Here is a 23195-nt window from a genome sequence, read left to right on the forward strand (position 1 = left end):
AAATCAGGCCGATTTTCTGGCAGTATCGTTGGAAGAAAGCGCCTCATATATTCCTTCAAGGATGTCCATGATAGAATAGGTGTAATGCCAATCCGGATAATCCTCCTGGAACTTGGAGACATCACTGATCCACCAGATATGATCACCGATCCGGTTATCCTCTCGATACTCCCACTGGAGCTTTTTTCCACTTATTTTCTCGCACATTTCAATCGCTTCAAGCATGGAGCAGTTGGAATGACGGCCTCCGCCTGCATTGTATACCGTTCCTGGCCTCGGATCCTGGACGTAATGCCAGAACATATTCACGAGATCAAATGCATGGATATTGTCTCGAACCTGTTTTCCCTTGTACCCGAATACAAAGTAGGGTTTGCCACTTACACAACATCGCATCAGGTAGTTTAGAAAACCGTGCAACTGGGCACCGCTATGGGCAGGTCCTGTCAGGCAGCCCCCCCTGAAACAGACCGTATTCATGCCAAAATAGTGTCCATACTCCTGAACGAGCACATCCGCCGCAACCTTGGAGACTCCAAAAAGGCTGTGTTTTGATGTGTCGATGCTCATGGTTTCATCAATCCCCCGGGCATGCCATCGATGGTCTGGATGCAGTTCCCACCTTGATTCCAGTTCCACCAGAGGCAGACGATTGGGCGTATCACCGTAGACCTTGTTTGTAGAGGTAAAAATGAAAGCCGCTTCCGGACAATACTTCCGGGTCGCCTCCAGAAGGGCCAGCGTCCCGTTTGCATTGACCGTGAAGTCAGTGAAGGGATCGTTGGCGGCCCAGTCATGGGAGGGTTGAGCCGCGCAATGAACGACACAGGCAATATTTTTTCCGTGCTCTGAAAAAAGGGTATTGATGGCATCCGTATCCCGGATATCTGCAGTTATGTGACGGTACCGTGAAAGATTTCGCTCCAGGCGGTAGCGGTTCCATAGGGTGCAGGCATCCTCCCCGAAAAAGGTCTTCCGCAAATTATTGTCCACACCGATTACGTCAAAGCCCTTTTCGTGAAAAAAGGTTGCCGTTTGCGATCCGATCAAACCGGCTGAACCGGTTATAATAACAATGGGCATTGGATCCTCTATAGGTTGTTCGTACTATAAAATGTGTCTTAGACTTACCTGGTTCTCATCAATCCAGGCAGTAATTTCCCGAATGATTTCTCCTGGTGTAGTGCGGGGCTGCCATCCGGTTGCAGCAGTGATCGCCCGATTGTCCGTGATGTACCAAGGGATATCTCCAGGACGGGTCTCCATATCACGTTCGAACAAAATCTCCTGACCGGTGGCGTCTCGAACCAATAGTGTCAGTTCCATCAGCGAAAGGCTCATGGCTGGACCACCGCCCACATTGTAGACAGCACCGGAATGAATCGAAAGATTTGAGATCTGCCTGTCAAGCAGTTCGAACAGATCTTTTACATGAAGTACATCCCGAACCTGCTTACCATTGCCTCCAAAACCGATGTAGGCAAGCTTTCCACCAAAAAAATGGCGTGCGACCCATAATGCCATGAATCCCTGATCCACCTTGCCCATCTGCCATGGGCCGGTCAACACACCGCATCGGTTAACCACAGCGTTAATTCCGTACATATCCGCATATTCGGTTATCAGCAATTCCGACGCCAGTTTGGTGGCACCGTAAAGGGTTCGCGGACCATTCAAGGGGAAGGTTTCGCTAATTCCTTCGGAAGAAACCCCGGGAACGCCCTCCGAATCATAAAGTTCGAACCGAGTGTCTGTTTCGAGGTAGGAAAGATTTCGAATGAGCTCCCACGGATACACCCGACTTGTGGAAAGAAAAATGAGGGCTGCGCTATGTCGCCGGCAGGCCTCCAGGCAGTGAATAGTGCCCGTCACATTGGTGGAGAGTAGGTAGTCCGGTGAGCCACCGTAGCCGGCAAGGGCAGACGGCTCGGCGCTACACTCCACCATAAGATCGAAGGGGCCGGCGGCTTCGATATCGCCAGGTATACGGATATCCCCATGAACAAATTTAATACCGGCCGCTTTGAGCTTGATTAGATTAAGTTCTGATCCCCGACGTTTAAGATTGTCCATGCAAATGACTCTATTTCGAGGGTACCGGGCCTTGAACTGCAGCGCGAGCGAGGCCCCCACAAACCCAGCCCCACCAGTAACAAATATGGTCTGCATCATTTTTATTCCCTGGCCCTTCGCTGCCGGCAATGTTCTTTCCACAAATTTTCCGCCTCGTTTCGAAGGGATAAGAGGTCGGTATGACTCAAAGCCTCCGTTCGTACCACCGCATTATGGTAACCATCGTACTCATCCGGGTTGGTCGACAAGAGATGCCCGCTTTTAAGAAGCATGTCATAAAACCGACTGCCTGGAAACGGGGTTGCGATCGAGAATTGAAGGCTGTCCGGATCCAGGTCCAAGGCGAGCGCCATGGTCTCCCGGGCCGTTTCTTCTGTCTCTCCTGGAAGACCGAACATAAAGGTAAGATGATATTGGATCCCCAACTCGCGCGTAATTTTAATCGTCTCGCCAACTTTTTCCAGGTCAAGCCCTTTGCATGCACCATCCAGTATCTCCTGGGCACCGGACTCCACACCGTATTTCAATGCATGAAGACCTGCGTCCTTGAGGGTTTCGAGAAGCTCTCGATCCATCTGATCGGCGCGTGCCATGATCGCCCAGGGGAGATTTAATTTTCTGGATTTGATCTCCCGGCATAAGTCCATGATGCGCGTCTTTCCCACGTTGAAGGTATCGTCGTCAAAGTAGAAGGAACGGGAGCCATAGGTTTTCACGCAAGACTCGATCTCATCAACAATATCCTTGGAACTTCGGGTCCGATAGCTGCTGCCACCATACATGAGTTGAGGCCATGCACAGAATACGCATCCGAATGGACATCCACGTGAGGCCAAGATTTGCAAAGACGGAGCGGGAATACCTCCCGGCCGGTCATTATACCGGGCCATGGGAAGCATATCCCGTGCAGGCCAGGGGAAATCGTCCAGATTTGCGTGAAGAGTCCCACGGGAATTTATTCTTACCCCTCCTCGTTCATCCCGCCATGCAAGTCCCGGCACCTTTTCCAATGATGTCTGGTCTCTGATTGCCTGAAGCAGACTCAGCAGAGGGAATTCATATTCACCGCCCAACGCAAAATCGAGTTCCGGCTTTTCAGACAGAAACTCAGAATTTCCAAGGTCCTGATGAGCGCCCCCGAAAATGATTTTGACATCCTTTCCCATCAGCTTCCGAACATGATGGAGTACCCTGAGATCCGTATTCAAAGAAGCTGAAGAAATTTCGAAAAAAATGATATCTGGCCCGAAAGATACGATCCGTTCAAAAAAGGTTTCATCCTCAATATCTTCTGCAACGGCATCCACCAGAAAGGGCGTAAATCCGTCGTCACGCAAAAGAGAGGTGGCATACGCCAAAAAAAATGGAAACGGCATATAGCTGCAACCGTCCGCTTCAAAATGAGGCCATCTGGAACCAGCCCTTACTCCGTAAAAACCAGGCTTTCGCCAAGGTGCATTGCCAAGAAAAACTTTCATATTCAACCCTTTTCCATTTTATTCCACCGTTGCCATGACGATTTTTCTGAGAGAGGCACACGCTGCATCCATATTCCATTCACGCTCAACCCTTGAAAGCCCCTCTCGCCCCAACGAAATTCGCATTTCGGCATCTTTAAAAAGGCGGATAATTGCATTTGCATAGTCGTTCACAGAGTCTGCCAGAATACCGGTTTTTTCTGTTTCTACAAAGTATTTTGCCTCACCCAAGGAAGTTGATATCACAGGCTTGGCACAGGCATAGTATTCAAAAATTTTAGTGGGGCTTTTGCTCTCCTGAAAGAGGGATGGTAACAGCAGGCAATATAAACCAACGTCAATCGACTGCAGATACGCAGGCATTTTCTTGGGATTAAGCCATGGAATCATTACAATCGGATAGTTGGAAAATCGGGTTTTCACCTGTTTCTCAACCGCATTGTAATAATCCCCCCCGCCCACAATATCCAACCGAATTTTTTCAAATTCACCCAGCAGATCACAGGCCTCGGCAAAAGCCTCTATTATGAAAAGCACATTGTCGCGGGTAAAATCCTGAAATATGGTCCCCACCCATGAAAAGACGACTGGCCCATTATTCTTTTCATTTTTTGCAGGGGTGAATCGATGGTGATCGACGTAAGTGGGAAGCAGGTGCATGTTTTCAAAATGACGCGTCAGCCGTTCCTGAAGTCTTCGACTGGACACAATACATGTATCGCAGTAGGTACCGAAAAAGGAAAGAAGATGCCTCACCTCAATTCGAACCAAAGGCTTTAAAGTCAGATAATCAAGAGTCCAATCATCTATATCCATGAAGACACGTGAACCATTCAGCAGTTTTAAATACAATGGGACAATAAACCCGTAATTAGGTCGCTGCTCGATAATAATCAAAGGACCTTTTAAAAGTAGCCGAATCAGAGTCAAAAAATTAACAAAAAACTTTTCGACCTCCCAGATTCGACGAAAAGGGAAAGGGAAATGAGTCAAAGAGCCAAAGGTATCCCAATAGGCAAACACGAAAGCATCTTTTTCTCCCAGACGCTGCATGGTTTTTGCGAAGTGGTAGCTTCGAACCCTTGTTGGCGCGACTTTTATTCCTTCACTTGAAAGGAAAACCATGCGTGAAGGCAATGAGCCACCAGTTTTAGCAAAACGATAAAACAACTTACGTCCTAAAGCGGCCAATAAAACCGGCAACAGCAGCAGGACGTTAAAGACAATCGATAATAATTCATCTAATCTGAATATCAGTTTTTTCCAAATCATCCTTGAACTCAATCTTTTCTCACCTAGAGCCAGCTGACTTTCATTCCGCGACAGCACAACACCTGTTCTGTTTAAAAAAACGCCACCAGTCTAACCAGTCCATCATAAACGTATAGGTGAGCATTGAAAACGACATCATAGCCAGTTTTAGATCCCTGTCAGCGACATCATTTCCAATAAGTCCAAAAATTCTCCTGAAATGACGGATATTTGAAGCAATGGTCTTTTTGAAGTGTGGCGTTTCGAAACAACCGTAATAATACCATTTCCAAAAGTTTTTTCTCAAGGAAGCCGGTGTATCGCGCCGAAGATGTTTACATTTGGCATGGGGAGTGTAAATCAATATGTGTTTATCCCGTATCGTCTCACATAGCTTCACATCTTCAGCATTGGTTTTGCAATATTCCTTGTATAGTCCGGCTTCTTCGATCACCCGTTTACGGAAAAGGGTGTTGCATCCCCATAAAAAAGGGGGCCTCCTGATAATATCAGGACCTCTGTGCTGCACCATGTGGATCGCGCGCCATTTATCCGGCAACGATGTTTGATACATCTCCAGAAGCTCTCCCCCGACGCCCGAAACGTCGTCCTCCATTTCCGCAACCAACATCTCAAGCCACTTTTGGTCTGGGAGCACATCTGAATCCAGTGCGGCAATAAATTCGGTGGATGTTTCCCTTACAGCCGTATTTCTGGCAATTGCAAGTCCAAGATTTTCAGGCTGTCGAATGACACGCATAGGATATCGGGCGTTTGGAATATATGCCTCAGCCACTGCTGCGGTTTGATCAGTTGATCCGTCATCAACAATCAGGACCTCGGCAATTTCATATGTCTGAGCCATAACGGCCGGAATCACCCGTTCTAAAAAAGTTTCAGCATTGTAACAAGGAATGTATAAAGTTATTGGGATCAAAGCATATTCCTGGCGGAGAAGGTTGGATGTAACATTATGCTAATGTTATTTTCCATCACTGATACAGAATTTTTCTTCTGGTGACAGAAAAACATTATCCATGGTATAAAAATATTGTTCGTTTTTTTTAATCTGTTTCGTGAAAGCAAAAAAATTGGCCAAACGATCTATTTTTCCATAATCAGTCGTTACCATTATCACCGAATCAAATTCTTTAGAAAGTATTTGGCTTTTCCCCTCAAAATTTTCTATTGGATTAAATTGTCCCGACGGTATGCGATATACAGTTTCAACAAATGGGTTATCATGAATAGAAATATTTTCTTGTATCATGATAGTTAATTGGATTGGAATGCCAACAAGGTTCTTTAGAAAATCATTAAATACCATTTCAGGGCCTGACCTGATAATTAAAATTCTTTTATTTTGAAAATCTTTAAGGTAACAACGCCTCCGAGATGTCTTCAGGTTAAATAGATTAGGGAACACTTGTTCAATCTCTTTTTTTTCTGACCTTATATATTCGTCCAGAGCATCCTGACCTTGCGCAATGTATAGTGTCACTGCATATTCTGTATAAAAGCGTTTATCTCTATTGATATTTTTAATTCTTTCCAAAACACTTATAGCCTCTTTTGCCCGTCCTTCCTTTCTTAACCAAACTCCGTATGCGAATAACGGTTCAGGGAATTGGTCAGAGATGTCTATTGCTCTTCTGTGATATTTTTCACATAGTCTATTTTCTTCTGCATACTTTGTGTTCCCAAGAAAGGTAAATAAATTTTGGAGTCGTCTCGATATTGAGCTAGTGTAATCTTCAAAAATATGATTATTTAAAAATTCTGCAATTATACATAGTTTTTCAAACACATTCTTCGTTTCAACAGAACTAGGTGATAAACACATAATGGCCATATCTTCTAATGAATTAATAACTTCCAAGATAAATTCTTCATCAAGACTCAAATTAAAAAACTGTGACAGCGCTTTAGTTTTATGAAAAAAGCTATGATAACGATCCTTTTTGCTATTCAATATAATCTTCTTAGCTTCGTCCCAATTCAGATTATTGATTTTATCCTGGAAACTATCATCTACTTTTGTATACGCTCTGATTACTTTTTCCTCACTAACGGCATCCGTAACCAAAAAACAACTTGATTTTGTATCTGACTTATAGGCATATAGTTCAAAATCATCTCCTCCTTTTTCATTGACATATTCTATTATTTTAGAATCCGGATGGAATGATTTTGACGTCACGTTAAGCTGAAATTTTTTATTGAAAATAGTTCCTGTTAAATTCGAAAGAATAGAAATAAAATCATTAATTTTTTCGACCACACCAACTATTGCATATTTTTCAATTCTTTCTTGAGCATTTTTCAGACTGCCTCCAAGATGCCCTACCATCTTATTAAATGTGTATGTAGCTAAATATTCGTCAACTGTTATCTTCTCAATTTCGTAGGTATTAACTCGGTAACCATATGTTGAAAGCGCAAGCTTTATCGGGTTACGTAACAGAGTAAAATATATAACATTGTAATGATCGGACAATTGCTCATGGACTCCCCATGTTTTATGACCATATAAAAAAACTTTATCTCCAGGTTTCATTCCGTAAAGGGAATCTTCGATTCTTATAAGGCTTGAAGCAGTTGGCAAATGACAAGTATGCACTTTTGAACTGTGAAGCATCTGCGCAACAGAAGTACCTGCACACTTAAAAATATGATCAAATACAAACACATTGATTTTATCTTTAGAAGGTTTTTTAACTATTCGTGCCATATGCGAATTATATCCCCGAGTCTTTACTTTTATCTAAACTTATCTGGTTGTTTCTCAAAAATACATGCATCTTTTTTTTGGCATAATTTTTTATGGCAAGTTCATGGTCAAACGTTAATTTATGGAATTTTGCGAACATACCAATACTCGAACACATTATTTTTATACTTTTTTCATTTGCATGACATGCTGGCAGATTAATAAGTATTTCTCGAACTCCTCTAATATCATCATCAACCATATCATTGCATTTTAGAATTTGCAGCGCATTGCGTATAATGTTTAGCGCGATAGCTTCCTGTTCGCGACCACACGACGATGTAATGCTTTTTCCCTGTATGCGGTAAAGGATGACAGGCTCACAGAGCTGAGCAAATCGAGTATGTGGTGCAAGACGATGCCACAAGTCGTAATCCTGAGCATATCGCACGCAATTGTTGTAGCCTCCAATAAGCTTCAAGACACTGGCCCGCAGCATAATACTCGAATGCCAGAATGGGTTAATGAACAACAAAAGCCACCGAAGAAGCAGCTCATCTGTAGGATGGCGTTCCTGAAAAACGATATTTCCATCGCCATCAATGCAGTCTGCCTGACCGCCCAATAAACCGATTTCAGGATGTTTTTCCATATAATTTACCTGAATTTTCAATCGCTGTGGAAGGCTGATATCATCTGCATCCATGCGGGCGATATAGCGACCGCAGGCCATCTGCAGCCCCTTGTTTAAAGATCGTGTAAGCCCCAGGTTGTACTCGTTGCGCACGATCTTCATACGTAAATCACCATAGCATTTCAGTTCGGTCGCTATATCCTGCGGTGAGGCATCGTCAATGATCAGGAATTCGAAATCTTCGTAGTCTTGGCATAAAACGCTTTCGACCGCCTGATGCAAAAACGCATCCACTCCATAAGCACTCATGAGAACCGTAACGGTCGGAGAGGTCTTAGTAGTATCTTGTTGCATCATGATCAATTATGGGTAGAAAATGTATTCGGCTAAAAACCAATTTCCTGGGGCTGATAATCTCCAAAAAATCGGTCATGCAAGATATCTTGTAGCTGCGAGGCGCTGGTAAACAGAAATGGTCTTTTCGACGGCCTTCTCCCATGAAAAAAGCCGAGATCTCTGCAAACCTCGATCCACCATCTTTGCCCGCAAGGCAGGATTTGCAAGCACGCGCTTCATGGCATCTGCCAAGGCATCTGTCTCCAGAGGATCAATAAGCAAGCCGGCATCGCCTGCGACTTCCGGGATGCTTGAACTGTTGGATGCAATCACCGGGCATTTACAACTCATGGCTTCCAATACAGGAAGGCCGAAGCCTTCATATAGAGATGGATATACCAAAGCGACTGCTTCGTAATAAAGCCCCGCCAACTGCGGGTCAGAGACCCTTCCGACATGTTGCACCGCTTCGGATAGTCCGAGGGCTGCCATCATCTGAAGCTCTTTGTCCGTAAACGGATCGCCGGTGAAAATCAGTTGGACCCCAGGAAACCCACTGCGGATTGTGGAAATGGCCTGGAGTAGTCGCGGCACGTTCTTGTAACAATATCGATGGCCGACATACAGAAAATAGGGTGCGTTATTCTGACGTAGCACAGGTTCGCACTTTGCCCATGACAAATCCGACGCATGATACACAACGTCAATCCGATCCGAAGGAACACCGAATATTTTCATAACATCTTTCTTCGTGTTCTCGGAAACACAGATGATATGGTCAACGGCAGGGATAAGTCGCTTTTTCCACGCCCGTTGTTCACCATCGGGATCGGCCAGCTCAGGATACAGCTCGTGCAGGGTGTCATGGACCGTCAGCACAACCGGAGCCCTTGCCTGAAGAATATCCCCATAGGAAAGCATCTCAAAGTATGTCGGATGAAAGATGTCGCAATCGATCCAACGTACGGCTTCTTTGCCTTTCCTTGTGCAGGGAACCACATGCAGCTTGGGATTACCCGGGAAATTGATATCCCGCAGACATTCCACCGTCAGTGTAGGAAAGATATCTTCCGACAGCCCGTCAATGATTCTGGCAAAATATCTATTAACGCCGCCCATCGTCTGACGAGACCATATCACGCCATCATACCAAATGTGCAGTGGTTTGCTCATTACTACAAACGTTCGATTTTCATATGCTGCATTGAAGCGGCGACCTTATTTGCTATCGTTGTATTACAAGGCGCATTTACATCTATTCCTGGAAGTGCTGGCCGAGTATAGATTTTTTTTCTGGATTAATGCTTTGTAACGCCGACGACTGAATCCATTCTCTGATCGTAGTTATCATCATAATACATACGATCTATATAAATCTCACACTGTCACTTTTTCCAGAAGGCAGAACTTGCCCGCATAGTCCGTGGACATGGAAAACTTGTAACGGCCGGGCCGAGTCTCCAGAAACTCATCTACGGCTGTCTGGGCTCCTGCAGAGAAAAAGCCGTAATCGTCCACTATCACTATCCCCCCTATTGATAGTACTCTATCCAGATACTGCAAAGTCACGGCGATTGGGGAATAAAGGTCAAAGTCCACATAGGCAAAACTCACGCGTTGGGGCAATATGGCTTGAGGCAATACATCTTCAATGAATCCGGGAACAATCACCACACGGTCTTTGGGGAACTGAACATCGTCAAGGCGCGCCTGCACCGATTCCATGCCGCAGCACATCTCCCCTTCATAACGGGCCATGCTTCCCAGATTGAAAATATCGTTCAGGAGAACGTCCTTGTCCGAAGGTTTTGGCAGACCTTTGAAAGAGTCGAAGAGCCAGAGTCTCTTGGGCGTAGACATGATTTCATATGCCAGTAACGCGGATGTAGCGCCCTGGCAGACACCGAATTCACAAACGTCCCCTTGCAGCGGCAGACTGCGGTGTAGGGCATGGAGTAGATGAATAGCTTCTGCCGTACCTGTCCCCATCAGTTGGGCAATGAGGTGCGCCCGATTTTCGTTGCAATCCGGCAGGTCCGGGAATTCGTGCCGGCGAAGTGCCTCATAAAATTCTCTGACGGTGTCCGTGTAGCGACCCCAATAGTATTCATCCATAGGTGTATCCTTCTTTATTGCGGACCGGAGCATGCGATGTATTGACGGTATCCCGCAGCACGCGCTCTTCGAGGGCAGCCACTGATTCAAGATCGAAATGGCGACGTGCGAAGCATTGTCCCGATATGCCTCTGCGCCTCAGCTCGTCAGGTGACGAAAGCGCACAGTGCAGGACGTTGTGGATGGCACGTGCGTCGTGCCCGCAGAGCCACCCGCCACCGCTATCACGTACCAAAGGCTCAATTCCCGGAGAGTCGGCTCCCACCACGGGCATCCCCAAGAACATCGCTTCCATCAGAGTTTTCGGATGCCCTTCGTAGAGGGACGGCAGAATGAACAGGCGCGCCTGGTTCATTCGCGCAGGCAGTTGTGAGTGACAAACGCGGAGTTCCCATCGTATACGCTCCCCCATGGCATCCACACGGGAGGCAACCTCGTCCCGCAGTTCACCGTCGCCGACGACAAGCACCCGCCACGGCGTCTCTCGTACTGCATCCAGCAAGGCCAGTACATTTTTTTCCGGATGAAGACGGCCGACAAAACAACAGTCGAATTCAAACATAGTTTCCCTAGGCGGGAAAAACTCTGGGGCGACGTAATTAGGTACCACGGTCACTCGTACATGCGGCACGCGCCGCAAAACATCCACCGCCATCTCCCGGGTAGTGACCACCACATGCTCAGCCTGGCGAAAAACTTCGGTTTCCAAAGACAACGCTTCTCGCTTTTCCTTGGATGCCTGCCCGTGCCTGCGGCCCATGATATAGGACGGCAGATAGCCACACCGAACCAGCAGAGGTTTACCCAAAACGCGGGACGCTGCAAGGGCCTCTCCGGCCCCGGGGACCTGGTTGGTCTTGAATACATCCAGATCGCGCAACACAGCGCCATGCAAACGGGGAATGGCCTTGGCATAGGTATCCAGATCCATATTGTATTCATTACAACAGACCTGCGCACCCGGAATGGCTTTCGCACCCAGCCGTATATCCTCGCCGTTTCCATAGGTCACTAGGACAACACGGCGGCCATGGGCCAGATACCAACGGTAAAGGGCCAGTTCCCGTTCCAGCATGCCTACCGCTTTCCAACCTTGTAAAGACATGCCGCGGGTGAAAAAGAGGGCCAGGGAAGCTGGTTCGGGGGAAGGACAAAGGTGCATCGAGACCGCGTCCTCTCTGATGCGAGGGCTTGTTATTGTCATAGAATTTCGCTGGTGTTTTTCATCTTGATATTAGGATTCTCTCCATACAACGTGTAGACTTTGGTTTAGCCGTTCAGGTTCTTCACGAACAGTCGGTTTTCTGGAACACCAACATCATACAGTGGGAAGCAAACTGCTTGAGAACACTGTCCAAATATGGTCTCACCGCCTGAAACCGTTCACCATCGTATATTTTCTGGAGAAAATGCCGCAGCAGATTCACCTCGTCCTTTAGTCCTTTGATTCCGTCAAATGATCGGGTCTCGATTCGCCTGAATCCCGTTTCCTCGAACGTTCGAGCCACATCCCGCCCATCCAAGGCATATTGATAGAACCGATCCGTCAACGCTTTCATCAGAACGCAATTATCCGTCTGGTATCTTCCGAGTCGGGCCTTCATTTTTCGTAAGAGTGACATGTATGGAAACGATAGGAACAGAAAGCCGTTTGGCCGGAGGGTCCGAAACATTTCACGCATGATATCCTCATAGCCATCCAAAAAATGCTCAATCACTCCGCCAGAGATATATCCGTCCAGTTGGTGGTCATCAATGGGAAGGGCTCTCACATCCCCGAAACGAACATCTAATTCCGGCGCAGCCTCACGGACGCGCGCCACGGTTTTTTCGGCAAAATCGATGCCGATGGCCCGATATCCCTGAAATTGGAGGGCATGGACGATGCCGCCGAGGCCGCACCCTCCCTCCAGTACCCGGCTGCTCCTGGGCAGATACTTCAGAACCAGAGGAATAAAAAGGGCGTCCGTCCGACAGGAAACAATCCTCTGTCGAAGGTTTTCCACATCCCAGTGCGCATCCCAAAATTCGGGAGTTGCTGATTTCCCGAAATACGCCAACGCTTTCCTGTCTTCAAGATAAACCCGCATCCACCCTTCCCGTTCTTTGCCGCCATATTCCGTGTATCTCCCGATGGAGCCGCCGACTCCATTCCAATGGATCGTATAATTTCCGAAAACGCGATAGAGCGTTTTCGGAAATCTCCGCTCTTCTTTGGGAGGAACTACAGAGCTCCTGAAGTGAATAAAGCCATCCCGCTTCGGAATTTGCGAGATACCCGCAATCCGGATCACCAAGAATATGGAAACTGGTGGGTATCATGTCCGATACGACAGGTATTCCGAGCTGGTGGAAAACAAAGGCCCTTCCGGCATTGGTCGTATTTTTGAACCGGATGAGATAGTCGCTCCAGTATCCCTTTTTGAACCGATTTTTCCACTTCAATAATTTGAAAAAAAACAAGCGCTCCGTCCGCGAGATGGGGGTCAGTCCAGGGACCAGACCGATATCGCAACCCAGCAGGGTGGTCTCTATGGTCCCGAGATCCCACTGCACTTCATCTATTTCGATATCAGGCCTTCCGATCTTCCACTGATCCAGTCCACGGCGATCATAAACCGTGCGAAGCACGATGGGTAAACGCATCGAAAGCTTCTCCAGTGCCCTTTTCAGCGATCCTGGAAAATGTTCGAGATGTTCTTTGTTGCCGTGATACCCGAGGACAATCGGTGAATGATCGTCGTGACGCTTTTTCCTGGTGAACAGCCTTTCGATCTGCGGGAATAGAAACACCGGTTTCTGATATCCCGAATAATAGTCCTTCTCCGGGATGGAACCTACGATAAAAAAATCCGCACTGTCACTCTTTTCCCGTTTCTCCGGAGTGTAATCGCTGGGGTTGACGCAACCGCAGAGAAGCATCGGGTTTAGTTTTCTTGCCCGTTCCATCTCCCGTGCAGGCACGTTCTTTCCCAGAATCAGTACGTCGTAATTCTCGTAATGATCCCAGTCGTTCAAAACCGCATCAAAACCGAGTTCGGAAAACCAGTGCTGAAGGTTGTAAATATGAATCCTCGTAGATCCGGTTTCGAGGTTTCCCGTATCGTTCCAGACTGTTTTCACAGGTTAGTCCAACTGCTTTCCATCAATCCCACCTGAATGTCCATCATATGCCTTCGCCCTCCAATTCATTGAAGATCATAGACACCCAAAAGGTATCTTCCCATAAACATGATTACTTCCGGTATTCCCAGTATTACCTTTTTAATGGACCGGTATTTGGAAACGCCCCACTGGCGTTCATTATGGCGTACAAAAACTTCCCCGATACGTTTGGCCCCCCTGCGCATGGCGATCAGGGATAGGTACCGGTGATCGTTTCTTCGATATGGAATATTCTTCACCAAATCCGCCCTGAACGCCACATAGCTTCCAGAGTTCGAATGCAGCGGCGAATTGAAAAGCAGCAGAACCAGAAGGTCATAAACCATGGATGCGGCCCGGAGTAATCGCGGGTGCTTCCGAGCTTCCCGTAACCCCATGATCAATTCATAACCGTCCGCGATTTTTTCCATGAATCGGGGCAGATCCCGCGGATCGTCCTGAAGATCGGCATCCATCCGAAGGATGTAATCACCTTGAGCCTGTTCAAAAGCCGCCCGGTAACAGCCGGTTTGCCCCCCACGTGTCTTTAGCCTAATCAGTCGTATCTCCGGGTGATACGCCCTGAAGGATTCCACGACGGTCGCACCACCGTCACTCGAGGCATCATCCACAAGGATCACCTCGACGGAGTTCTCCAGGGACCGAATGACTTCCATAAGTCGTGGAATCAGCTCTTTAAGTGATGCTTCTTCCTGGTGAAACGGGATGACAATGGATATATTTTTCGGTTTCATTTTAAAATACGATAAACGCTGAATTCTTCATTGGCTTCATATTGTCGTATAATGTCTTTCGCCAGTCGGCGATATTCTTCCAAATGCTTCTTTGGCGTCGCCTTATTGATTTTGGTCGAAATTTTTCGCAGCCAGTCGTCCTCAATACCGACTCCCAGCCAAGTTAAAATTTTTTTCAATTCTATTTCCGGGCTGTTCAATAATTTCTCATAGTAAATGCAGAGAAAAGGATTCGTTGCCTTTTTTCCAAAGACATAGGCAACATGCGTTTTTATAACAATTTCCGAGCATGCCTTTTGAAAAGGTGTTATTCTGTGTGATCGCATATAAGATACGGCTGCATCTATGGGATTTCGGATTATTTGAAGTAATACGGCTTCCGGATGATCTTCTAAAAATTTTCGGGTTTTTTCGGGCTGGTCAATAGATGCCTGGGTAAACCCACCGGCTTTTTTATCTCCGATTATTCTGATATCCTTTTTTTTAAAATCTGCATCGCCGATAAGATCGTTCATCGGTATCCATTTTTTCTGATATCGATCAAGATTTTTTCCGAAATAATCATCATTTTCAAGCCCTGTGTTGAATTGGCCGAATGCTTTATCTTCTGCATTTTTCAGGGCTGTTTGATAAGGTATATCGTTCATTACGACATTGGTAACCAAGCGCGATTCATGGGCTACCAGGCATTCGGGGTGATAATTTAATATCTGTCCTATCAAGGACGATCCGGTTCTCGGACTTCCGATGAACAACAATAATTTTTCCAGTCTTCTTTCTTTTGAAAAAGGCACAACGACAAGTTCCGTTTGGTGTTGTTTCAGTGGAAATGTTTGTGAAAGGTATAGAATGATCGTTTCACCAAAAAACCGATCCGTTCGTACAACCGGATCGACGGGTGATTGTGGGCCTGGGTACCAACCTTGGCCATCCGGCAGCCGTTCTCCCGGCAAAAGGCCAAGAATCGGCAGGTCAAATCCCATCCGATCCTCTTTGACCTGAAATCCGGATGAACGGCGATCAAATCGAGGATACCCATTTTCAGATCCTCACAGTCTTTCAGCATGCAGGCCGAGAACCCCACCAAACAATCGGATGAACGTGCAACAAACACTTCGTCCGCTCTGCCGTTGCAGGCGTTCTTTACCCATTCGGCGCGGGATTTGTCCGAATCCGCTATCGGAATTCGTGGGTCCATATGGAAGCGGCTGTAACGAAAGGATGTTGCTGCAAGTTCTTCCATAAAGGGAACCTCGCTTAGCATGAAGCGCCCTATCCGGTTCATACCACTTTCAGCGGGGATATCCACCAGATCATGTTTGAACTCCAGGTAACACTCCATCAACCTGTATCCGTTTTCCTCAAGACATTCAATTGCTTTTGAATTCAGACTGGAAACCCGCGCCGAAACAAGACTCTTTTTCCCACGGCACTCGGCATCAACCCGCTTCAATGCTTCGAGCCAATCGCTTTCGTTCTGCGACACAGGTTTTTCTTCGAAACTAAGAGAATAGACATCAACCTTGAAAATAGCCGTTTCCCATGGCCTTTCCTGAAGTCGAAGCCCTTTTCCCCGAAGCACATGCTTACAGTTATTAAAATCCATGCGAAACGTGTCCACCGGAACTATCTCTCGAAACAAGCAGAATTTGATAGGGTGCATTCGTCGGCAAAGGCATACACAGCCCGGTTCGGGCCTCTATACCCCATCAAATGGACTTATTAAACAACGGGTGGTTTTCCCGGATGAATTCAACGTATTCCTTCACCCCTTCCGGCAATCCGTATCTGGGGGAAAAACCGATCAGCGATCTGGCCTTTTTAATGGAAAGTGTGCCCCTACGGGGTCTAAAGTTGTCCCGTTCTGTTATTTCATACTGGAGGCTTCCGAAATGGTTCTTCAAACACATCACGAAATCCAGCAGTCTCTGCGCCTCGCCATAGGTAATATTGAATGTCTCGCCGACGGCCTTCGGATGAATAGCCGCCCGTACAAACCCTTCGGCCACATCTTTGACATAGGTAAAATCCAGTTTCTCATCAGCACCGTTCACCTGGATCTTTTCCCCCTTGAAAGCTTTTTCGATGAATATCTGACTCACCCTCCGGTTCATATCCGTTGGCCCGTATACGGCAGAAGGCCTTATGATAGTATAGGGGATCCCGTAATAACGACCCAGACCCTGAGTGACAATTTCTCCTGCGAGCTTCATGGTGCCGTAGATTTCTCTGGGTCGGGTCGGGTGTTCCTCCGTCGCCGATTCGCTGATAAAATCGCCGTAAACCATACTGGAAGAGGTATATACAAACCGTTCTGGCCGATACCCGTCCATTTGCCCGATCACTTCCAGCATATTCGCCGTGGATTCGACAGTTCCTTCCCTTGCCTCCTCGGCGTTCAGATTGTCGAGTTTGGCCAATGGAAGTGCCGCCAGATGAATGATATAAAGCGGGCGATAACGGTTGAGAATACGGCTCAGAACGCTGTAGTACTTCGCCTCTCCCCGTTCTACAACAATCCGGTCTTGAATCCCAAGGACACGAAGCTTTCGGTAATCCGTGTATTCTGGACGCGTCGGATTCACGTATTTTCCGTAATGATCCAGGCACACAACCGTATCCACTATATCTTCTTCCAGAAGTTTTCTTGCGATAAAGGATCCGATAAACCCCAAGCCCCCAGTGATAAGCGCATATTTCAACGTCCTTACTCCTCCGATGATTTCGTTTGATACACCGTCATCCCTTCAACCGTCGCAGATTTTTCGTAAAGCCATCCCAGACGTTTGGCCGGAAAGGCGATACCGTCCAGAATATCCGATTCGATAATAAACTTCGGTTTTTCTGCCGTCACATGACGAAGGGCATGGGATTCCTTATCTTTCCGATCGCTCCAGTAGACCAGATGGTTATGTGAATAATAGGTACTTGCCGTGTGCTTCAATCCAGACAAAAGCAATAGGGCGACGTTGCTCCCCCATAAATAAACACACTCTTCGGACCCGATATGGTTCCTGAGCCATGCAACCTGACGGTCTCTTCTTTCAAGATAATCCCGCCACGAAGTGATCCCCATTATGAGGGAGCGGCATCGAATGTCGATCTCGATCGGTGAAAAGGCCAAAACGTGCCTTCGGTGGTGAGCCCCAAAAACAGCCAGAAGCAATCCCATCCCCACGAAAAACGGTATGCAGGTGAGCCATTGGCTCTGAAACGCAATAAATAGACCCAGAACCAACGGCGGATACCAGAAATACAGAAGATACATTCGTTGAGCTAAGAAAATAGCCCATGTGATCAGCAAGAAAATCCGCCATGGCCAAGTGGCAAAAAGCAAATTCCCCAGTGCCAGGACAACTATCAATACACAGAAAAACGGATTAGCTTTGATAAAAGCAACGTTTTTGGAGTGCAGCCACTTTCTTGTTTTCATGTAACTTCTGGAAGAGGCACCACTGGTGTTTATGATTCGTAAAACAAATAGCAGCAACACCGTGCCGCCACTGACTCCCCATAACCAATTTTCCATAAGTTCTTCGCGATGAAACATCGCGACGGGGATGAAATAAAGGACATTCAGAATTTTGAACCCCGCCGCCAAACCGGCAAGGAGAACAATCTGAATAACCCAGGCGGCTTCGAAACCGGTAATACGGGGGATCAGAAACAACACCATTATCCAGACCACGCTGTGAAACTCGGTGGCGGAGGTAGCGTAATTGACCCAGAGGGAATTGATCAACAGCACGCCCAGGAAGTAGAAAGGCACTTCATTGATTACGATATTCTGACTCGAAACGACCCATAGAGCAATCAGAAGAATAGCGGAAACACTGTTGAAGAAACGGAATCGATGGGGTCGACCGTCGAGCCACTTATAAAAAAAAGCATAGACACGAGGCAGGATATATTTGATCCCCGGGCCATAGGAACTAACGAACGGAACCTTCCGATTCCTTAAAAAAGCGAAGTAAAGGTGGTTAGCCGTATCATAATCGACAGGCGCGCGAAAAACTTTTCGTTTCAGAGAGATATCAAGGCAGATAAGTGCCATGAACAGCAAAACGTACGCCTCCCACCGGCCCGGGAAATCAGGATACATCACTTTTCCAATTTTTGTTAATGATCGCCGTTATATAATCGATGTCTTCGAATGAAAGTCCGGGATACATAGGCAACGTCACAAGGCTTTTAGAAAGTATTTCAGTGTTCGGAAGTGCGGGAGTATCCGGAAATCGCTCCCTGTAATAGTCTTGCAAGTGAACGGGGGGTATGAAGTGAACACTTGCTTCGATGCTGTTTTCCCGCAACAGTTCGACCAGCGAATCACGTCGATGTGGAGAAACCTGCACCGTGTACATTTGATACACATGGGTAGCATTCTTCAGAACTGCCGGGGATTTGATTCCTTGATCTATACTCCGAAGAGATTTGTTGTAATATTCGGCGAGTTTGATCCTTCGTCGGTTCATTTCCGGAAGTTTTAAAAACTGCTGATATCCGATAGCAGCGGCGATATGCGACATTCTGTAGTTTCGTCCTGGAATGACGGCAGAACGATGCCACGCCGGCGATTCCGATGCTTTAAGGCCTGACTTCGACGGCATGCCGTGAGCAATCATGGCGCGCGCACGCTCTGCAGCGGTCGCATCGTTCATGGTCAGCATTCCGCCCTCACCTGTGGTCATATTCTTGGTGGGGAAAAAGGAAAAACATCCGATACCAAAACCGCCAGCCTGTTTTCCCTCCCAAGTAGCCCCTAAAGTCTCGGCGCTATCTTCTATCAACAAGAGCCGATGTTTTTGGCACAATCGGACAATATCCCTCATGGCGCACGGCTGTCCGCCGTAATGGACTACCATCACCGCCTCGGTCCGAGTTGTCAGGCGGGATTCAATATGACTCGCTGTCACGTTCCGTGTCTCTTCATCCACGTCGCAAAAGACCGGAGTTGCACCGGCGTTGACGACCGCATTGGCAGAAGCAGTGAAGGTAAAGGCCGGTACCACCACCTCCCCCCGGATATTGTGTACGGCCAGCGCGATTTCAAGAGCCGATGCACATGAATTCATCCCAACAGCGAACCGTGTTCCCACCATTTCTGCAATCGCTTTTTCAAACTTCTGATTATAATGGCCATGGGCCAGCCGACCCGACAGGATCACTTCGGTTACCGCATCGACTTCTTCCTTCCCCATAAAGGGAAGCGCCAGCGGTATATTTTTATGATCGATAACCACGTTATGCTCCCTTTTCAAATTGTATTGACGCTTCCCGGAATTCCGAATTCCGCATAATTATAAAATTTTACCTTATTGAGCGAAGTTAAACTGAAGAGAACCAACAGCACCTGTAACCATATATTCTGCAAAATATAGTGTTCGGCCATCCTGACAGCAGGCAATGGAAAAAACCTTATCTGCATGATAAGGTAATCCGAACATTCTACAGAGGTGTGCCGCCAGGTTAAGCGATATACATGGCCGGAGAGACTCGTCCAACACGTGTAGAAAGGTCTCAGTGACGATCACCCAGTATCCCTGAACCGTCGTTACAAATCGCGGAGCGGATACATACTCATCCGGCAGTTCTATGGCCGTCACATCGTCCCTTGCCACATCCCAGCACCAAAGATCGGATAGTGTATTTCGCGTGTGCCCAAGGAATCTTTCATATTTCCGTCTCGTGTTCCGTGGATGCGCGCACATCACAACCCGCTTGGTCTCGCCAAAAGCCTCCACCCGGAGCGGGGATAGCATTCCTTCCGGAGGCTCCATTCGCAATAATATGCTGCCGTTGGGAAGAAATTCGGTCACCCCACCGGAAAAGCGCGAAACAAGCCAGACTCGACTATTCGAGGAACAGACATAGAATGGACCTGCCATTGCAGGTTCCATCGTTTCTGAAAAGACGCGACGCGTACTGTGGAAGATGTCATAGGCCATGAGACGTATCGCGTTGTCAGCACAAAACTCCGGAAAGATCAGCTCCCGACTGTTCGGATGTCGCGCGATTGAAAACATTGGACTCACCCCACCGGGAAGGGGCCTTAAATCCACCGGACGATCCAGCTTGACTGGCAATAGTTCTCCGCATGGCGAAACTTGATCCAAGGCGACATCCAGTAACAATCCCCGATTGTTTTTACGGCGGGTAGCGATCAAAAGCCCCTCTCCAAACGGAACAAGGCTGCATACTCCCCGTTCCAGAGGTAGCCTCCACACCGGACCAATCTCCAACATAATGCCGGATGCCGGCATAAACCCGTGACGTTTACCCGCATCCAGCAGTGGTTCTGCCAGCGGCGAAAAGCGCATAGCCGATTGCCAGTGAGGCTCGGCGCCAGACGGTTCCAAAGTCTCCAGGGCGCGCAGGGCTTTTTTTATCAGGCAATCTGAGCGGAGTTCCCTGGTCTGGGCCAAAAGCCTCCGGATCGCGACTTGGAAATGGATACCTTTTCCCACCGTTAGTATAAGTCCCCATGGCGGTGTGGGTCTCTTTTCTCCGTCGATCGATGGAAAGGGTTTGGGACCCAAAGCCATCCTAACCGGACGCCATAGCAACTCCGAACGATAATTCAGCGCATGCATCCGCGGCATGATTCCATCCAGCACATCCAGAATTGCCAAAGCTCGCTCGATGTCATTTTTTTCGAACGCACGCTTCGCGTCTGAAAGTATCAACTGTCCATCCGTCAGGGCCTGTTCGAGAATCAGATGCACGGGAGACCTCCCAATTGTACCAACTCTTCTTCAAGGATGATCCCCGCCACTTCGCCGGACGACAAGCGCGTTTCCACGTGTATAAAATCGGAGTGGGTTCCGATGGCTAAAACCGGTGCTGGTATACAGAAATCCGGGAACATCTGTCTACCGGCAAGCACTTCCTTCGTCTCTCTGCTGACACGTTTCTGCCGGTCACAGTCGTATTCCCAAAGGCCGCTTTCCAACAACAACGGTTCAATAATGTCCGCCGACCCGCCGTTTTCCACCGGATGTAACACCGTTACGACCTGAGGTTCCTTCGTTATTTCTTGCATAGGGAAGGGCCCGACAAAGGAGTGACCGAACAGGGTACACCGCTGCATCTGAAAACTACCCATTCTCCAAAACATACCACGTGTCCAACAGGCGATATCGCATTCCATAGCCTGGAGAGGCCGCATGTGGACTGTGGCACCGGGGCAAAGCAGCGTTTCCGCAAGAAATAAAGTCTTTCCATGGGGGCTTTTTACTGCAAAGCAGTCAAGGTCAGTAACACCGGGTGTCACTGCTAATCCGCATAAATCCGGTAGCTGCATCTGACGGTCTGGAAATGGGAGAAGCCTAGCCGCCTTTGTGGGCTCCACCCATTCGAGAAGGATTCCGTCGTCAGGAAGAGGGCCTTCTACATACTTCAATTCAACTGAGGATCCTGACACATTCAAGGGGGGAAGATGAAACAGGGCGCCTGGGGAACACTTACCGTATCCGAACTCACACCATGGGAAATTAAAAGGTCGGCTTTGCCAGAAATCTTTCCCCGCCTTATCTTTGCCAGCATTGCACATTAAGGTGACTGTCGCAAGCAAATGATATGCGTCAAACTGCGCGGGGTTGTCTCTCGTCGGCGCTAGGCCGATCAGAAGGGGAAGGCCGCAATCGGCATGCCTTGTGCGGGCGATGTCAAGGATCTTAGAGGAGGAAGGAACCTTTCTACCGTCTAACACCATTACGTTCTCTCCGGTATCAATAATGCCCTGCCCCACCAGATATGCCATAATCGCTGTTGTAAACGGGGGAAGCAGGTCTTCTTGGGGAGATCGGTTCAAGGTTTTCTTATCCATTGTCACTGTCAGCGCCCCCTTGCATGGCAAAAAGGCGTCAGCATCATCTCCGACTACAACCACATCCCAGTCCAAGGCCAAACGTTTCAAAAGGCTTAAAAGGTCATCCTTTTGGCGCCTCTGCGTTGTGAATGCTGGAATCACTAGGCGCATCATTTCGCTGCCTCCTGCGGCATTTTTTCCAACAGCCGGCGAGCGAGCCGTAAGTCTTCGGGAGTGTCGATGTCTATAAGGTGCAATGGACTGTCCACCTTATACAAATAGACAGGATGACGGCAAAAAGAGGCATGGCGGTTGAAGGCCATGACGAGGCCGTAAAAACGGTAAAACGTTGATGTTCGGCCAGTCGGGCGATTCATCGGTGCATGAGCGCAAACCCTTCCATCGGCATCCATCTGCAACAACCCGATGCGGTTAACAACAATAGGCCGCACTGTTAAAGCCCTGCGATACCCTTTTTCAACCTTCTCAATAACATGACGCACCATCTCTTGGGAACGAAAAGGGCTCGTGGGATACATCTCAACCAAAATATCCGGTGAGTAGTTTTCTACGTCCTCAAGAGTCCGAAGCGTATGTTCCAATACATGATCCAGCAATGTCGAATCTGTGGCCAGTTTAGGCGGCCGTAGAAACGGCACATCCGCCCCGTAGGCTTTCGAAACATCAGCTATTTCCTGATCATCGGTAGAAACCATTACCCGGGTAATGTTGGGGCAGGAAAGCGCCGCTTCAATGGACCAGGCGATAAGAGGCTTTCCGCCAAGATCAAGAATATTTTTTCTTGGCAATCCCTTTGAGCCTCCCCGTGCAGGGATGATAGCAAGGGTTTCAAAGGTCTTCATGTTCGGATTTTCATGATCCATCATTCACC

General features: G+C 47.7%; 21 protein-coding genes. All 21 read right to left on the minus strand.

The window, feature by feature from the left end:
• Positions 1 to 3: 3 nt before the first annotated feature.
• Positions 4 to 1083 carry an NAD-dependent epimerase/dehydratase family protein gene (locus GN112_RS07520; RefSeq protein ID WP_155309644.1) on the minus strand — a complete coding sequence of 360 codons (1080 nt, stop codon included), beginning with the start codon at positions 1081 to 1083 and terminating at the stop codon, positions 4 to 6.
• A 24-nt stretch (positions 1084 to 1107) separates the two neighbouring features.
• Complete coding sequence (locus GN112_RS07525) at positions 1108 to 2172, minus strand: NAD-dependent epimerase/dehydratase family protein (protein ID WP_155314164.1); 1065 nt, start codon at positions 2170 to 2172, stop codon at positions 1108 to 1110.
• A 2-nt stretch (positions 2173 to 2174) separates the two neighbouring features.
• Positions 2175 to 3551, minus strand: a complete 1377-nt coding sequence (locus GN112_RS35045) for a B12-binding domain-containing radical SAM protein (RefSeq protein WP_155309645.1) — start codon at positions 3549 to 3551, stop codon at positions 2175 to 2177.
• Between the two features lie 18 nt (positions 3552 to 3569).
• The gene (locus tag GN112_RS07535; RefSeq protein WP_155309646.1) at positions 3570 to 4823 is read right to left on the minus strand and encodes a glycosyltransferase; all 1254 of its coding nucleotides are present in this window, start codon (positions 4821 to 4823) and stop codon (positions 3570 to 3572) included.
• Between the two features lie 40 nt (positions 4824 to 4863).
• Positions 4864 to 5739, minus strand: coding sequence for a glycosyltransferase family 2 protein (locus GN112_RS07540; RefSeq protein WP_155309647.1), 876 nt, complete (start codon positions 5737 to 5739; stop codon positions 4864 to 4866).
• 45 nt (positions 5740 to 5784) lie between these two features.
• Positions 5785 to 7533, minus strand: a complete 1749-nt coding sequence (locus tag GN112_RS07545; RefSeq protein WP_155309648.1) for a tetratricopeptide repeat protein — start codon at positions 7531 to 7533, stop codon at positions 5785 to 5787.
• Between the two features lie 7 nt (positions 7534 to 7540).
• On the minus strand, positions 7541 to 8503 hold the full coding sequence (locus tag GN112_RS07550; protein ID WP_155309649.1) for a glycosyltransferase: 963 nt from the start codon (positions 8501 to 8503) through the stop codon (positions 7541 to 7543).
• A gap of 72 nt (positions 8504 to 8575) precedes the next feature.
• Positions 8576 to 9655, minus strand: a complete 1080-nt coding sequence (locus tag GN112_RS07555; RefSeq protein WP_155309650.1) for a glycosyltransferase family 4 protein — start codon at positions 9653 to 9655, stop codon at positions 8576 to 8578.
• A 204-nt stretch (positions 9656 to 9859) separates the two neighbouring features.
• Positions 9860 to 10597, minus strand: coding sequence for a TylF/MycF/NovP-related O-methyltransferase (locus GN112_RS07560; protein ID WP_162458830.1), 738 nt, complete (start codon positions 10595 to 10597; stop codon positions 9860 to 9862).
• Positions 10590 to 11672 (minus strand): glycosyltransferase family 4 protein, encoded by a 1083-nt coding sequence (locus GN112_RS07565; protein WP_162458831.1) that lies wholly within the window; start codon positions 11670 to 11672, stop codon positions 10590 to 10592. The genes GN112_RS07560 and GN112_RS07565 overlap by 8 nt, the downstream gene beginning before the upstream one ends.
• A gap of 211 nt (positions 11673 to 11883) precedes the next feature.
• Positions 11884 to 12687, minus strand: coding sequence for a class I SAM-dependent methyltransferase (locus GN112_RS07570; protein WP_155309653.1), 804 nt, complete (start codon positions 12685 to 12687; stop codon positions 11884 to 11886).
• Positions 12671 to 13720, minus strand: coding sequence for a hypothetical protein (locus GN112_RS07575; RefSeq protein WP_155309654.1), 1050 nt, complete (start codon positions 13718 to 13720; stop codon positions 12671 to 12673). The genes GN112_RS07570 and GN112_RS07575 overlap by 17 nt, the downstream gene beginning before the upstream one ends.
• 65 nt (positions 13721 to 13785) lie before the next feature.
• Positions 13786 to 14496 (minus strand): glycosyltransferase, encoded by a 711-nt coding sequence (locus GN112_RS07580; protein WP_155309655.1) that lies wholly within the window; start codon positions 14494 to 14496, stop codon positions 13786 to 13788.
• Positions 14493 to 15290: a sulfotransferase gene (locus GN112_RS07585; protein ID WP_414736140.1), complete on the minus strand. Its 798-nt coding sequence runs from the start codon at positions 15288 to 15290 to the stop codon at positions 14493 to 14495. The genes GN112_RS07580 and GN112_RS07585 overlap by 4 nt, the downstream gene beginning before the upstream one ends.
• Before the next feature lie 26 nt (positions 15291 to 15316).
• On the minus strand, positions 15317 to 16159 hold the full coding sequence (locus GN112_RS35160; protein ID WP_155309657.1) for a GNAT family N-acetyltransferase: 843 nt from the start codon (positions 16157 to 16159) through the stop codon (positions 15317 to 15319).
• Between the two features lie 46 nt (positions 16160 to 16205).
• Positions 16206 to 17198, minus strand: coding sequence for an NAD-dependent epimerase/dehydratase family protein (locus GN112_RS07595; protein WP_162458833.1), 993 nt, complete (start codon positions 17196 to 17198; stop codon positions 16206 to 16208).
• A 5-nt stretch (positions 17199 to 17203) separates the two neighbouring features.
• On the minus strand, positions 17204 to 18598 hold the full coding sequence (locus tag GN112_RS07600; RefSeq protein WP_155309659.1) for a hypothetical protein: 1395 nt from the start codon (positions 18596 to 18598) through the stop codon (positions 17204 to 17206).
• Positions 18588 to 19736 carry a DegT/DnrJ/EryC1/StrS family aminotransferase gene (locus GN112_RS07605; RefSeq protein ID WP_155309660.1) on the minus strand — a complete coding sequence of 383 codons (1149 nt, stop codon included), beginning with the start codon at positions 19734 to 19736 and terminating at the stop codon, positions 18588 to 18590. The genes GN112_RS07600 and GN112_RS07605 overlap by 11 nt, the downstream gene beginning before the upstream one ends.
• Positions 19737 to 19808: 72 nt before the next feature.
• On the minus strand, positions 19809 to 21218 hold the full coding sequence (locus GN112_RS07610) for a hypothetical protein (RefSeq protein ID WP_155309661.1): 1410 nt from the start codon (positions 21216 to 21218) through the stop codon (positions 19809 to 19811).
• Entirely contained in the window at positions 21209 to 22477 is a 1269-nt protein-coding gene (locus tag GN112_RS07615; RefSeq protein WP_155309662.1) for a hypothetical protein, read from the minus strand. Before GN112_RS07615 ends, GN112_RS07610 begins: the two co-directional genes overlap by 10 nt.
• Positions 22474 to 23166, minus strand: a complete 693-nt coding sequence (locus GN112_RS07620) for an acylneuraminate cytidylyltransferase family protein (RefSeq protein ID WP_155309663.1) — start codon at positions 23164 to 23166, stop codon at positions 22474 to 22476. Before GN112_RS07620 ends, GN112_RS07615 begins: the two co-directional genes overlap by 4 nt.
• Positions 23167 to 23195 lie beyond the last annotated feature (29 nt).

The organism is Desulfosarcina ovata subsp. ovata (genome assembly GCF_009689005.1).
Lineage (GTDB): Bacteria > Desulfobacterota > Desulfobacteria > Desulfobacterales > Desulfosarcinaceae > Desulfosarcina > Desulfosarcina ovata.